Annotated in this window: 10 protein-coding genes; 1 reads left to right on the forward strand and 9 read right to left on the reverse strand. The window is 45.3% G+C overall.

Annotation, left to right across the window (positions count from 1 at the left end; translation table 11 throughout):
- Window positions 1-472 precede the first annotated feature (472 nt).
- The 3 genes from NO989_RS08055 to NO989_RS08065 form a co-directional block, all read right to left on the reverse strand.
- On the reverse strand, window positions 473-2,212 hold the full coding sequence (locus NO989_RS08055) for an AMP-binding protein (protein ID WP_371342356.1): 1,740 nt from the start codon (window positions 2,210-2,212) through the stop codon (window positions 473-475).
- Window positions 2,213-2,580: 368 nt separating this feature from the next.
- Window positions 2,581-3,159, reverse strand: a complete 579-nt coding sequence (locus tag NO989_RS08060) for an EF-hand domain-containing protein (protein WP_014949496.1) — start codon at window positions 3,157-3,159, stop codon at window positions 2,581-2,583.
- A 302-nt stretch (window positions 3,160-3,461) separates the two neighbouring features.
- Window positions 3,462-5,831, reverse strand: a complete 2,370-nt coding sequence (locus tag NO989_RS08065; protein ID WP_371342357.1) for a DNA polymerase II — start codon at window positions 5,829-5,831, stop codon at window positions 3,462-3,464.
- 301 nt (window positions 5,832-6,132) lie between these two features.
- Here NO989_RS08065 and NO989_RS08070 point away from each other — a divergent pair, with 301 nt between their 5' ends.
- Window positions 6,133-7,164 (forward strand): MBL fold metallo-hydrolase, encoded by a 1,032-nt coding sequence (locus tag NO989_RS08070; RefSeq protein ID WP_069944954.1) that lies wholly within the window; start codon window positions 6,133-6,135, stop codon window positions 7,162-7,164.
- 69 nt (window positions 7,165-7,233) lie between these two features.
- On the opposite strand, the gene NO989_RS08075 is transcribed toward NO989_RS08070, so the two are convergent.
- The 6 genes from NO989_RS08075 to NO989_RS08100 form a co-directional block, all read right to left on the reverse strand.
- Window positions 7,234-8,562 (reverse strand): sensor histidine kinase, encoded by a 1,329-nt coding sequence (locus NO989_RS08075; RefSeq protein WP_278346037.1) that lies wholly within the window; start codon window positions 8,560-8,562, stop codon window positions 7,234-7,236.
- The gene (locus NO989_RS08080) at window positions 8,562-9,146 is read right to left on the reverse strand and encodes a chemotaxis protein CheX (protein ID WP_014949492.1); all 585 of its coding nucleotides are present in this window, start codon (window positions 9,144-9,146) and stop codon (window positions 8,562-8,564) included. Before NO989_RS08080 ends, NO989_RS08075 begins: the two co-directional genes overlap by 1 nt.
- Window positions 9,143-9,508, reverse strand: coding sequence for a response regulator (locus NO989_RS08085; RefSeq protein ID WP_014949491.1), 366 nt, complete (start codon window positions 9,506-9,508; stop codon window positions 9,143-9,145). The genes NO989_RS08080 and NO989_RS08085 overlap by 4 nt, the downstream gene beginning before the upstream one ends.
- Before the next feature lie 267 nt (window positions 9,509-9,775).
- Window positions 9,776-10,951 (reverse strand): histidinol-phosphate transaminase, encoded by a 1,176-nt coding sequence (locus NO989_RS08090; RefSeq protein ID WP_014949490.1) that lies wholly within the window; start codon window positions 10,949-10,951, stop codon window positions 9,776-9,778.
- A 19-nt stretch (window positions 10,952-10,970) separates the two neighbouring features.
- Entirely contained in the window at window positions 10,971-11,792 is an 822-nt protein-coding gene (locus NO989_RS08095; protein ID WP_014949489.1) for a sulfite exporter TauE/SafE family protein, read from the reverse strand.
- A 116-nt stretch (window positions 11,793-11,908) separates the two neighbouring features.
- Entirely contained in the window at window positions 11,909-14,557 is a 2,649-nt protein-coding gene (locus NO989_RS08100; protein ID WP_371342358.1) for a TonB-dependent receptor plug domain-containing protein, read from the reverse strand.
- Window positions 14,558-14,789: the final 232 nt, after the last annotated feature.

The following is a 14,789-nucleotide window of genomic DNA, read 5'->3' on the forward strand; positions in this document are numbered from 1 at the left end:
AATTGGGGTCAGAGTACTTTATTACTTTAAACATCAGAACATAGTCATTCCCTTACCCCCCAGTGCCGCTAAATCAGTGAAATGTACTCTGACCCCAATATTAAAATGTGTTTCTCTGCGACTGCTCTTTTTACCTACTTCTAGTCACTGTGAAAGTTTCATTTATCGAATAGTTTAAGGCGCACAAACTCCGATACAGACCTTCAGTCTTTTCACTCAGGAGTAAAGGGGTCAGAGTACTTTTTGGCTCTCACTTTCGTTAAAAAAGAAATGTACTCTGACCCCATTATTGTGGGCTGCCTAAATAATCCGGGCTCTTTAACTCTCTAGGATATGTAACAGGCAGTTTGAAAATACGGTAGATAGGTACAGACTATAGCTTAGGTGCAAGCGTTGGAAATACGAATGTAGGGTCAGTGTACTTTAAAGCGTTATCTTTTAAAAAGTACTCTGACCCCACTATTTGCTGGGATTATGCTTCGGTTTGTAGGGCTTGCTTCTTCAGTGTTTCTATCATGTATTCGCGCATTTTAAACTTCTGAAGCTTCCCTGTTACCGTCATGGGGTACTCTTTCACTACGCTGATGTATTTGGGTACTTTAAAGTAGGCTAGTTTGGATTTCAGGTAGTCGCGTATCTGATCTTCGTCTATATGTCGATTTTCCTTTGCCTTAATCCATAGGCATACTTGCTCGCCATATTTGTTGTCAGGAATACCAAAGACAGCGGCGTCTGATACATCCGCATGTTGATACAAGACTTCTTCAATTTCTCTTGGATAAATATTTTCGCCACCGCGAATAATCATGTCCTTTATTCTACCAACAATAGTGACATAGCCTTCTTCGTCCATTTCTCCAAGATCTCCAGAATGGAGCCAACCTTCATCGTCTATGGTGGCTTTGGTCTTAACCTCATCACCCCAATAACCTTTCATTACACAGTAGCCTCTCGCGCAAATCTCACCCGGTTCTCCAATAGGCACCGTATTGCCTTGGGGATCTATGATCTTCACTTCTGTATGGGGCATAGCGCGCCCTACAGTTTTGACCTGCTTTTCAAATGGCGAGTCAATGTCAGTAATATGATTGATAGGGCTACACTCTGTCTGACCATAACCTATGACGACTTCTGTCATATGAAATTCACTATGGACCTTTCGCATGAGCTCTTCTGGACAGGTACTACCTGCCATGACACCTGTCCTTAGTGTTGATAGATCAAAGCTCTTGAAGTTGGATAGTTCGAGCTCGGCAATAAACATGGTTGGTACGCCATGTAATCCCGTGCACTTTTCTTCTTCTACCGTGCGAAGCGTTGTCTCAGGGTCGAATGACTCCCCGGGGAATACTGCGCATGCACCTGATGCTAAGCAAACTAAGTTGCCCAATACCATTCCAAAGCAGTGATAAAGCGGTACGGGAATACAAAGTTTGTCTTTGTGTGTGAACCTCATTGCTTGTGATACTAATAACCCATTATTTAGAATGTTTCGGTGCGTTAACGTTGCGCCTTTCGGATTTCCCGTGGTGCCAGAGGTAAACTGAATATTGATGTTATCATCCGCGCTAAGGTTCGATTCAACGGCCTCCAACTGAGACTCGAGCGCTTCCGTTGGTTCTATTTGCAATGCAGAAAAAGCCTGTAATCCTTCTACAGGCTTATCGCCAATAGTGTATACATATTTAAGTGAAGGCAACTTAGCAAGCGTTAGAGGACGCTTTGGTGTGTTCTTATCTTGGCTGTCTATTTCTGGCGCAAGCTCTTTCAACATGGCGACGTAATTTGACTGCTTGAACGACTGCGCCATGACTAAGTATTTTACGGCAACGTTATTAATGGCAAACGCTAATTCATCAGGACGATAAGCAGGGTTCAGGCATACCATGATCGCCCCGATTCGCGCAGTGGCCATCTGTACGATCGACCATTCGATATTGTTCGGAGACCATATGCCCACACGGTCGCCAGGTTCTACACCGTTTGCAAGTAAGCCGCAAGCAACACGTTCTACTTCATACCAATACTGCTGATAGGTCCAGCTAACGTCTTGATGTTTTACAATAATCGCTGGGTTATCGCCATAATTGTCGACAACATTTTTGAAATACTGACCGATAGTGAGCGACGTCAGCTCAGCGTCATCAGAGCCAGTAAACTCACTTTTCTGAAGAGGGAGTAGTGAGTTCGGTGTAAATTTTGATTCCATCATATCTTGCCTCCATGCGCGTACGCATCTGATTTATATATAAATAATAGAGTTGGCTGTTTCGGCTTTTGGTTCCAAATAACCAATGGCAACAATTGCAGTAAATGCTGAATACGCAACGAATAAAACAAATAATTCAATCTTTATTAACAATATTGTTGCAAACGGGTTTTGTCGACAAGATGTTAGTCGTATATGGGGTTATTCAACGATGAATTTGTGTGATTCGTCGTACACGCTGAAAGGAGAGTAATAACTAAAAGTGACAATGTATTTGATGTCTAAAGAAAATTGTCTCGACTTTAATGAAACAAAAAAGCCTCCGACGAAGGAGGCTTCCTAAAAATTTTTACTTTACGAAAGGTGAGTGTCTATTCAGACTCAATACCTTCGAAGTAGGCACGATATTCCATACGGGTAACGTAAGAATCGCCATTTTCGTCCATCATCTCAAAGTCACCTTCGACATGTGCAACCTTTAACTCCTCGGCTGTAAGCTTACCGTCGCTGTCTACATCGATTTCAGTAAACTTATTGTCGGCTGTGGCTGACATTTCAGTACGAAGCTCCTTATTCTTCTCTGATATCATTTCACCGTCTGCTTTAGAGAATAATTCAGGGTTGCCCTTTTCCGAGAGTAGAGCGTCATTGGTGCCTTCAGTTTTCACCTGAGTAATGATGTCGTCGCTAAACATTGATGGTTTTTCATCAACAAACTTGTTGAATTCAACACGGCTAATCATGCTGTCACCATCGGTATCCATTTTTGCGAGAAGCTTACTGTCAATAACGCCAGAAGACTCTGAACCGACGATATAGCCGTTTCCATCCTTATCCATTGCGTTAAATCCCATCGAGATCTTCTCTTCGTGGTGGCCTGCTACTGCTGAAGCAGATAGTGTTGCAGCAATAACAGCACTGGTAATCATACTTAGTTTTGTGATCTTCATAATCAAATTCCTTCTGGCTTTTACAGTGAACTCGGGCGTTCAATTGCCCTAACCACTAGGTCCACAGACCTCAACATAGGTGCAGATTGGAAGTAAGTTTCAATCTGACACCGCTAATGACTTACGTAATTCATTATTCATTGAATGTGCCAAATGCATAACTAACTGATTTAGTGAGGTAATAAAAATTTAAGGCGAGGTTTTCAATGTTATTGCTATGTTAAATTGTCGCAGTGTTTGCAAGATCTTCATACGTCAAACTTAAGCTGTTCTCAGATATAGATAGAACCCCATTAATGAGATTAAAACAGCGAGAGTTGATCGTTCGCTATTGTCTCAAAATTCAGGCCAATAAGAGGCAAGATACTATCGGCAATGGGTTGAATTTGTTTTTCAATATAGTGGTCATATTGAAGGGGGGCCGTGGCGGTTTCTGCGGTTTGAGGGCCCTGTACTGTAATGACATAGGCAATGGTAGTATTAAACTGATAGCGAAGTGGCAACCCCTGTTCTTTATAGTACTCGTCCGCTAATCGCGCTGCCTTTACGTGGGGAGGCAGCGACTTGGTATACGACGACAAAGGCTTTCGCAGCCGCTTTTTATAGACCAAAGCGTGATCCATTTCACCGGACTTTATCGCTGCCATCGTGCTATTTATGTAGTCTTCAACAGGCTTTCCAGTAAACACTTTTTTGTACAGCTCGTACTGGAAGGTTTTAGCTAATACCGTCCAATCAGAGCGGACATTTTCTAAGCCTTTAAAGACAAGTTCACTGCCCTTCATTCCTGCGTAACGTTTTTTGCTGCCTTCGGAAGAGCCTCGGATCGTCGGCATAAAAAACGTAGAAAAGTGAGATTCAAACTCAATTTCTAAGTGGCAATCAATGTCGAACTCACTTTTTAGTAACTCAGTCCACTTTCGATTAATAATGCTAGCGAGCTCAAGCCCAGTTTCTGACGGCGAACCCAGTGCATCATTCCCTTCTACATGAACAAATGTTGAGTCGGTATCACCGTAAATAACCGTATAGCCTAGTTCTTCAATCCAACCCGCAGTGGTTTGCATGATCTCGTGACCCCTTAATGTGATTGAGCTAGCCAGGCGAGGATCGTAGAAGGGGCAGCCGCCACTACCAAGCACACCATAGAAGGAGTTCATTAATATTTTGATGGCCTGAGAGCGCGGTGCGTCTTTCTGTTTTTTGGCTTCGTCGCGCTGAAGCCATAGGTTTTCAATGATGGAAGGTAGAAAATGAGATTCGCGGCTAAATACTGCGCCTTTAAAACCTTCTATCGCCGTGTCAGGAGACTTAAGCCCTTCTGCAAGTCCTAACGGGTCGATTTTAAATGTACGAATGATGGAAGGATATAGGCTCTTAAAATCGAGGACTAAAACGTCTTTATATAAACCTGGCTGGGAACGCATGACATAACCACCCGGACTAGCCAAGCCTCCATTTTCAGGTCTTACCCCCGCGACATAAGACTTGCGGTGAAGCTTAGGCAAGTACACATTTAAAAACGCGGCCACTGACCCTCCGGGGCGACTCATATCTAGGCCGGTAAGAATACTGCGCAGCGCCAGAAAATCGATAAATTGGGTTTTATCCTGAATGCGATTGACCAGTTCCGTGTCTTTAAAGTTATAGTTAGCTAGTGCAACAGGGTCGCTATGATAAAGACGCTTTATCGCTTCAAGCTTGTCGGCAGCCTGAATAAGCTTATTTTCGCCAAGCAGTTCTTCAGATACGTGATCGAGCGAGAACGACTCGAATTGATAAGTCATTGTTTTTAGTGCTTCGATACCATCAATAACGCATCGTCCTGGCACATCAACGAGGGTTTGATCCTCCCACTGCCTTACAGAAGCCTCTCTGCCATGGCGGCCGATAGCATACTTTAGCGAGTTAGCCCTAGCGCGGCGTTCAAGTACCGCCATATCGAACTGTTTAACATTCCAGCCTAAAATGATATCTGGGTCGTGGGATGTAAGATATGAAAAAAATGCTTCAAGCAGTGCTTTTTCTGATTCAACGACAATGAGCTCGTACGCGCTGTCTTCTTGTCCTTGCAATGTTTGCCCAACAAAACGTGGCGGGCATAGAAGCAGCACAATGTTGAGTCCTTCACCGGCTAACGCAATGCTAAAGAGTTCTTCATGCTCATTGCATTCGATGTCTATGCTAAGTGATGTAAATGTGGTTCTGAATTGACAGGGTCTGATTTGCGCATTTTCTATAATGATCTGAGACGTATCGTCGAAATCTTGCGGAGCCAGAAATTCCACCGCACCATACACAAAGCGCTCCATTAAGTAGCGATCGGCAACGCGAATATCCGCTTCGTACAATATAATACTGCTTTCCTGCGCATGCTGGCGAAGCTGATGCATATGTGATTCGGTTGCGGTTTTTACCGTCGCAACAGGAACTTGTTCCAGCGTGTAAAACCCGTCATCTGAAATACTGATCTTTGCTGAAATACGCTCGGCGATTTTGCGTAAATCATTGGCGTGATCAACAGATACAAAGCAAGTGGGGTATTGGGGTGAAGAAATTAACCTAGCGGTGCTACTGGGCGTTTTTACCCATAGCTCAACATAAACCTTGCCTCGCCGGGTAAACGTACTTTTATTGAGTATGAACCCTTGTTGTATTGTTGAGGCTGACATGAATCTGATTTACTAACCGGCTTTGTTGACGTTAATTTCTTTAAATAGCCTCATGGGCGTGTACGTTTTATAAACTCGCATTACCATTATCTGTTCAATAACTGGGGCAAAGGTGCAATAAAAATGCGCTACCACTGTGCACGAGAAACGGCAGTAGGCTTAGTATAACGTTTGTTATCACCTACTCCTATAGATCTCTATTCGACAGATATGTTTGTTTTTGTAAGCAGCGCGAGTTAAAACGAAAACGTACAGTCTTTGTGCACGTTAGACCATGCACGATAGAAAAGGTGAGGGCGATATGGAATATCTATTCGATAAACAGGTAGAGCCGGGCGAGCTAATAGAAGTGGCCGATGGTGTTCTTTGGCTAACAATGCCGCTTCCATTTGAACTTGACCACATAAATTTGTACCTGATCCGCGGTGAAGGCGGTTGGGTGGTCATTGATACTGGCATAGGAACGTCCACCACCAAAGCGCTGTGGGAGCGTATATTCAAGCAATTAGACGGGCCAATAGTTGGTGTCATCGTTACGCACTTACATCCTGATCATGTAGGGTTAGCGGGCTGGATAGCCGACACGTATAACGTCCCCTTTTATATGTCTCAAATTGAGTACTTTACTGCCAGAGCGTTTGCGGCAGGAAGAAATGGCGCAACGAATGAGCGGGATGTGCAATATTACCAGCGAGCAGGTTTAGACGAATCCATGATCGCAAAGCTTACTTCTGGTGAAGGCAATGGCTACAGCAGCGTTGTTTCACCACTACCCATTAGCTACACCCGTCTAAAACATGGTATGACGCTGTCGCTTGGCGGTAATGAATGGCAGATCATCATTGGCCGCGGCCACTCTCCTGAGCATGCGTGCCTTTACAATAAGCAAAAAAATATTCTCATATCAGGCGATCATATTTTGCCGATTATCACGCCAAACATTGGCGCCTACTCAACAGAGCCTGATGCCAACACCTTAGACGACTACCTTTCTACGCTGCCGCAATTCAAGAATTTGCCCAAAGATGCGACAGTATTACCTGCTCACAAGCTACCCTTTATCGGCCTGCATGAGCGAGTAGATTCGCTTATTGCTCATCATCACGAGCACCTAAAAGCACTGTTAAATGCTTGCGAGCAACCTCAAACGGTCGTAGAGTTATTACCGGTTATGTTTAAGCGCAAGCTCTCTAGTCGCAACATGGTGTTTGCAGTAGCAGAGTGTTTGTCTCACCTTAATTACTTGCTTAATGAAGGAGTCATTTCGCGGACGTTAAACAGCAAGGGTGTGTATACATTTAAAGCCTGTGAAGTAAAAAAGCTTGCTTGTTAGTTCAGTCAGAGGACATACAAACAGAGTGAGGATTAACAACGTCCTACTCTGTACTGGGCTATCTGTTTTCTAGGCCGTTTGAGAGTTTTCCGTTTCGTTTTCTTTATTCTCTTCATTATCTTCACTGGACGGGGGCTGTGCTGCAGGCTGTTTCGGAATGGTGATCTCTACCACGGTTCCTTTTGCCTCTTTGCTGCTAATAGATATTTTACCTTGATGTTGTTCGATGGCGGTGTAAGCCACAGAAAGGCCCAGCCCTTGGCCTTGCCCTTCGGGCTTTGTAGTAAAGAAGGGTTCAAAGACTCGCTTTAGATGTTTCGTAGGAATACCGCAACCCGAGTCCAGTATTTTGATGGTCACCAACGTAGGTGAATCGAGCACAGTAAGTTTAATGAAGCCCCTATCTTCTATGGCCTGCGCTGCATTTATCATGACGTTCATTAGCGCCTGTTTCAGCGGCCCAGGGTTTCCCATTACCTCCACTTTCTCTAATTCACATTCAAATTTATATTGGGGCGTGCTGTACTGGGCGGAAATAAGCGTGATCAGCTGGTGACACACGGCGCAGATATCTACTATCTGCACACCTTCGGTAGTCTCCAGCGAAAAGTTCTTAAGGTTTTCGACGATGTCTTTTACGCGGGTAAGACCATCTGTCGATTCGGCAATTAGCTCAGTAATATCGTCCTTTAACAAGTCGTAGTGATTAGACTCAAACAGTGCGTCGACCTGCTCTTTAAGTTCGTCGGTGAAGTGTTCGAGTTGCTCCTGAACGCCATCACAGATCGCAATAAGGTGAGTTGCGTATTGCTCAAGTGTATTGAGGTTAGCGCTCACAAAACCAATAGGGTTATTAATTTCGTGGGCGATCCCCGCCGCTAGCTGACCAGTAGAAGCCATTTTCTCAGCCTGAATTAGCTGGCTCTGTGCGGTATCGAGTTTGCGAATTAACTTTTTTTGCGCTTCGTGTTCTTTCTTCAAAGCTTCAGAAAGCTTTTGCTGGGCTCTAAAATAGCTAGCTTGGGCGGTCACATCTTGCAGAAAAATACACGCCAATTTTTGCCCTGTGTTTTTGTCTTTAATGGGCAAGATTTCCATGTTTTGATACATCTGTGTTTCTTCACCCGTTATAGGGCGAGAGCTCTTAAACGGAAAGATGTGGGGGCGTTGTTCCCAGTAGCTAAAGCTAGGATGCTGCAGTACAAAAACTGACTTTAGTCTGCGTTTTAGAAACTTACCTTGTCCTTGAAATAACTCAACAACTGGCGTTTCTTTATAGCAGTCGCGCATATTGTGAGGAAGTCGATCTAAAAAGAAGTCGTTTAGATAAACAACCTTAAAGCTCTCATCGACTATACCAATTCCGACTGGTAATTTACCTACCAGTTGTTCAAACATTATGCGAGTAACTCATCCAATGTGTCTTTCATGCGTGCAAGAGATTCATCGTCTAAGCAGAAAACAACGCGCATGCTAAACGACGAGATCGCGATAATAAACTGCACTTCCATCACTAAGCTGTGCTGCCATTGCAACTCATCGAAGTTCGCTTTATCGGGCAAGAATAACGTGGGCATGTTCAAGTTAGTGGTAAGCTCCAACTGGTCGGAAAGACCAGCCAAACACGCACCTGCCAAAATGTTACAAAGCTCCAAGATAATCTCTTGAATGTCTTCTTTGCTTAATGGTTCATCGTAATCCATTAACGTTGCGACCTCACTCAATCCAGCTTGAGATAGCACAGACATCACTTCGCCGTGTACGTCGCCTAAAAAAGACTGACGGGTATAGAAAGCGTCTTCGGTTTCAAATAAGAGACTGTAAAGCTGGGTGGGAGTAACCGCTGAGATTTTTGGGATAGAAATATCAATTTTGGTTTCAATTAACTGCGCAAGAGAGTTAGCCGCTTGCCCCATGGAAATATTTAGGAGTTCTTGAAGGGCATCTCTTTGCTCTTCGTCTAGTGGTAGTACAATGCTCATAGATACCCCAACTCAAACAACGACATTGCTAATTCTTCTTTATCAAGCGGTTTGCGTAAAAAGCGCTTTGCCCCCAGAGACATGACAATTTTCTGTTTTTCTGGCTGAAAGTCAGCGCTAATCACAATTACATTTGGGGCGTCGGGCCTTTGGTGCAAGAATTCCAACACACCAACGCCGTCAACTTCTGGCATGGTTAGGTCTAAAAGTACCAATGCAAATTCACTTTCTGACAGCGCATTTATGGCTTCTTGCCCGTTTGTTGCTTCGGTGATGTCATACTCTAAATCTTGCGGAAGTGAGCGAATCACACTACGCCTCGACAACTTAGAATCATCAGCTACTAATACAGAAATTGACATTTACAGCCTCCTAGAGCGGCATTTAATGCGATGCCTTTTTAGTAAAGTATGTGCAACTTTAGCGTTACTGCAACAATACCGTAAAAATTTTCCAATCAGCGTATTCTTTGAGCAGTGGCGCTTTAAAATGAGTATATGACAGAAGTGACTTTTATGCGTATTAGACTTTTAGTTGAAAATGACTAGGAGAGTAAACGAGGAAGTAGCAGAAAATTTAAGTCTATAAGTAGCGAGGTGTGCATCGGCCGACAATGCACACCCTTGCAGCTAAGTATTTTGCATAGTGTACATTTTTTCAAGTGCACTGGGCATGGCATCAACATAGCGTTTTACATCGCCAATTTTTCCCATACTTACGCGAGACCAGTTGTCGTACGTACGGTAGATTCCTCTAATCAGCACGTCCTGTTCAGCCATGGCTTGGCGGAAGTACTCTGCGTTGCCGTCACCTAAATTAACAAAAATAAAGTTAGTACTAGAAGGTAGCGCTGTCAATCCATTTGCTTTTACTGCGTCCATAACCATAGATTTACCTTCATAAATTTTCTCTTTAGAGAAAGTTAAAAAGGCATCGTCATTGTAGCTGGCGATAGCCGCGGCAAGGCCTGCTTGATTCAATGTATAGCCGCCCATGCCATAGCGATTGATCCACTCAGTGTTTTCCTCTGATGCGATTAAATAGCCCACGCGCATACCTGCTAAGCCATAAATCTTTGAGAAGGTTCTCGCTACAATGACATTATGACCAGCTTTAACGAGCGGAATCATTGAATGCTTAGGAGGCTCATCGATAAGCTCGTTATATGCCTCGTCGACCAACACCAGTGTTTTTTTAGATGCTTTTATGCAGAATTCGCGAAGCTTATTCGGATCGAGCACTTTTCCCGTTGGATTGTTCGGGTTACAAATGTGCACCATACCAATAGAGTCGTCTATTGCGGCGTACATGGCATCAAGGTCAATATCAAGCTCTGCCGTATTAGCAACTCTCACTATTTCTGGCGCACCTTGTTTTTCAGGTGCTTTAGACGTGGTGTCCCAAAAAAGGTCCGGGCCCAGAATTTTTCCGTTCTTGCTGGCCGCAAGGGCGGCGTAGGAAAGAATAGGGCTTGAACCTGCGCTCAAAGAAATGTGCTTTCGAGTAATGCCATAGCGCTCGGCAATCATATCCAATAGCGTCATAGCGGCAGGATAAGCATAGTAGGCTCCACCTTCCGCCGATGCTTTTGCGATAGCGTCTAGCGCTTTCGGGCTCGGCCCAAACGGGTTCTCATTGGCATTGAGCTTTGCAACCCCAGGCTTTGGTCCATACATAACAGACGATGGGGAAGCGCTTGCGCTAACAGATTGGGCGCTCACAAGGTGACTTATGCCACTCGCACCTATTGCTGACGCTGCAACTGTGCCACCAATAAACAAGCGTCTTGAACGGTTATAACTCACGGGTTTTCTCCTTCTTCTTTTAAATGGCTTTATAGAACATTGCGCTAGAAACAATGACGAGATAGATGCCAAATAAGCGCTTTAGCTTCTTTTCACTGAAGTTGTGCGCCATTTTGGCTCCGATTGGAGCGGTAAAGATTGCCCCAATACTGATAGCAATAAGCGCAGGTATATTGATGTAGCCAATAGTGCCTACCGGCAACGAGGCGGTTTCAGGGTGCTTCATAAACAAAAAGCCAATGGCACCTGGAAGCCCGATAAGAAAGCCGACGCCTGCGGCGGTCGCAACAGCCTGTTGAATGGTGCGCTGGCACATCACCATAGTGATTACTGTCGGCGTACCGCCGCCTATGCCAAGCAGAGCAGAGAAACCACCCAGAACAAACGCCAAAACCGCTTTGCCTATGCCTTTAGGCATATCGAAAACAAGCCCGGGTCTTACAACGAACTCAGGGAAAAGGAAGTATACGGAGTAAAGTAGAACACCAGCGGCGAACACGACCGTTAAACCATTGGCGCTGGAGTTGTTTGCGATGAGCAGCCCGCCACCAACGCCAAGAATAAGCCAAATACTCCACGAGCGAAGAATGTCAAAATCCACCGCACCTTTAGCGCGATGCGCCATCACTGACCGAGCGCTTGATACCACAATGGATGCCAATGATGTTCCGATGGCTACCTTAACGAGGGCTTCTGATGGAGGAGTAAAAAACGGAAAAACAGCGAGAAGAGCTGGCACGACAACAAATCCCCCGCCATTACCAAACAGACCTGCCGTGATACCTGCAATGGCACCAGTTATACACAAAGTAACTACAAACCACAGTAGCTCTATTTCCATTTGCTTTTTACTCCGCATGAAACAGCTTTAAACATGAATGACCTTTTAAGTTTTTCTTATATACAGTTAACTACATACACAAACACCGACTTATGTCGGTGTTTGCAAGGAGCCAGTTAAAAACGGGCTGCAAGTCGGGTGTAGTAATATCCTCCCTGCCAATCAACCACCGAGGCAGAGTCATAGACTTCACCGCAACAGGCGTCGCCGTTAGTACTCACATCTGGGTAATTGTCGAAGAGATTTCTTACCCCCACTGACAGGGTGAGGTTTTCGTTAATAAGGTAGGAGCCCTCTATATCGAACATATATTCGTCACCGAAGGTTTGAATATTCGTGGCGTTTACCCCGTCATCGCTTCCCGCATTTTCGTATTCGCCAAAATAGCTAAGACGTGCAACGGCAGACCACACGTCGTAACTGTGGGTAACTGAGAAGACACCACGCATTTCGGGACGGCCATTTTCAAAGTCGAACTGATCCTCAGCGTTCAAGTATTCACTCGGATCAGAATCGAATTCTGTTTTGTTGTAATTCACAGAGCCGGTTAGCACGGTTGCGCCATACCTCGACTCCATCTTGTAAGTAGCAACAACGTCCACGCCTTCGGTTACGGTATCGAAAGCGTTTTGGAAGAAGAACACACCACCAATGGACTCGGCGCCAGAAACATTGGCACCTGATAGGGCTAGATAGTTTTGGTATGCGTCATAACCGTCTGCTTGAGGGTCGGTAACGACAGTGGTGGAAACATCTCGGGTAGACACAGAGTAAAGGCGGTCTTCAAGCTTGATGTTGTAGTAATCAACAGTGAGCGTTAAATCGCCATAGTTCGCAGTCATGCCCAGCGTAAAGTTGGTCGATTTTTCGGGTGAAAGCTCGTTGGCACCAAGCGCCCGCGCTACTTCGCCGCCGGCTGGGAACAAACCTGTTGCTACTGGGAAGCCATCGGGCAGACGTGTAGATACGTTGGTGGTGCCCTGCTGACCTGGAGTAGGGGCTCTAAAGCCAGTGCCAAAAGACGACCTAAAGCCTACTTCATCACTAAACTGATAGAACCCTGCTACTTTGTATACTACTTCTGAGCCAAAGTCAGAATAGTCTTCATAACGCAGCGCAGCCTGAGCAAACAACTCGTCTGTAATGTCACCAGAGATATCCGTGTATACCGCATATGAGTCACGCTCGTATGAGCCCGAATAGTCTGGTGAATAGCCAGGAAAGCCGTTGGAGCCAACGCCTACAACGGTATAAACGGCGTCTACTCCAGCGAATCCATCATCTTCAACCCCATCGTCGTTACTGTCAGCACTGGTGTAGTTGGCACAATTCAGAGTTGAACCGTTAGCAATGACAGCAGCGCCCAGTGCCGTAGTGGTGTAGTCGTCGTTACAAAACTCCCAAGGGTCGGATGTGGCGTAAGAGCCTGCAAAATAGGAACTTAGCTCGCCTTCAGAGATTTCGTATGACTCGTCTAAGTAACTTGCACCGAAGGCAAGAACATACTGGTTCAAGTCATAGGTGAAGTCAGCTTGAATCTGTGTTTCTTCGTTGGTTAAGTCACCCGGCTTAAATGAAGTAGGTGACTCGTTACCCAGTGACGGGTTAATGGTATTGGCTAGTGTGTAAGAGATTTCATTATTGCCGTAACGACCACTGATATCATAAGTAAGGTCGCCCGACATGCCCTTAACACCACCAACAAATGAGTAGTCAGTCACATCACCGAAGAAACGAGGCGTGAAGCCACCAGGGAAGAACTCTAGCGGGTTCCAGATTGAACCGTCCTCAAGTCGAATGTCTTCAATGGTGCCATTGCCTGGATAGCGATAATAGAATGAACCGTCACCTTCACTTTCTGAATAGTTACCGAATGCGTAGAGTTCAAGTTTACTGGATAGTGCGTAACCGGCGTTAAAGAAAACACGCGTCCCGCTTGTATTTGGTTGCCCCCATGGTTGGACTACGTCTGAACCATGAACGCTGTTGGCCATGGCCGTAGCATCAGCGATGTATTGATCTGACTGGTCATCCACACAAAACCATGGCTCACAATATTGCTCACCGCGAAAGGTGGCCTCGCTGTCAGAGTATTCGGCTGAAATACTGAAAAAGCCATCGTCGCCTAACGCGAAACCTTTATTCCCAGTAACGGTAATTTGATCGCCATCTCCTTCGTAGTAGCTGCCGTAGTCGGCAGTGAACGAGCCGCCTTCGGTGTTATTTTTTAATTGAAAGTTGATAACACCTGCAATGGCATCTGAGCCATATTGCGCAGCTGCACCGTCGCGCAACACTTCAACACTTTGAATTGCTGCGGTGGGAATAGTTGCGATGTCTGGCCCCTGTGTGCCAGAACCGCCAATTGAAACAAGTGCGGCCCTGTGACGACGTTTAGAGTTAACCAAAACAAGCGTTTTATCGGTGGGCATACCTCGAAGCGTTGCTGGACGGATAAATGTTCCGCCGTCGGAAATGGGTTGACGGCCTACGGAATAAGAGGGAACGAGTGTCATAAGGACATTGTTCATATCGGTAAACGCAACGGCTTCAACGTCTTCGGCGGTGAGTACATCAACCGGTACAGGGGAGCTGGTCACCGAACGCGGTGCACCGCGGGCACCAACAACGGCAATGCGTTCTAGGTCTTTGGCTTCTGTGGTTTCTTCAGTCACTTCTTGCGCCTGTACAAGCAATGAAGTAGTGAAAAGTGTTAATCCGGTAAGTGCGTAACGTACTGCAGTGTGGAGCTTTTTCTGTTTCATTTGTGTTCCCAATCGTGCTTATTGCTACTTAGTTTTGTGGGTGTGGATTATTAAAATCTGCACTCTTTTTAGGCACGCACGAGCACTACTTTGATGCGAGAAGCATCTTGTTATTGTTGTCTAGCTACTCGTGTACAAGAACAAGGCTAAAAACTCTTTGGCTTTGCAGGAAGAAAGAAGATTATTCAGGGGTATAAGAAAAATATTGAGCCGTCTCACAGGGCGCTAATTT

This window comes from Alteromonas sp. DY56-G5, assembly GCF_041414725.1.
Lineage (GTDB): Bacteria > Pseudomonadota > Gammaproteobacteria > Enterobacterales > Alteromonadaceae > Alteromonas > Alteromonas macleodii.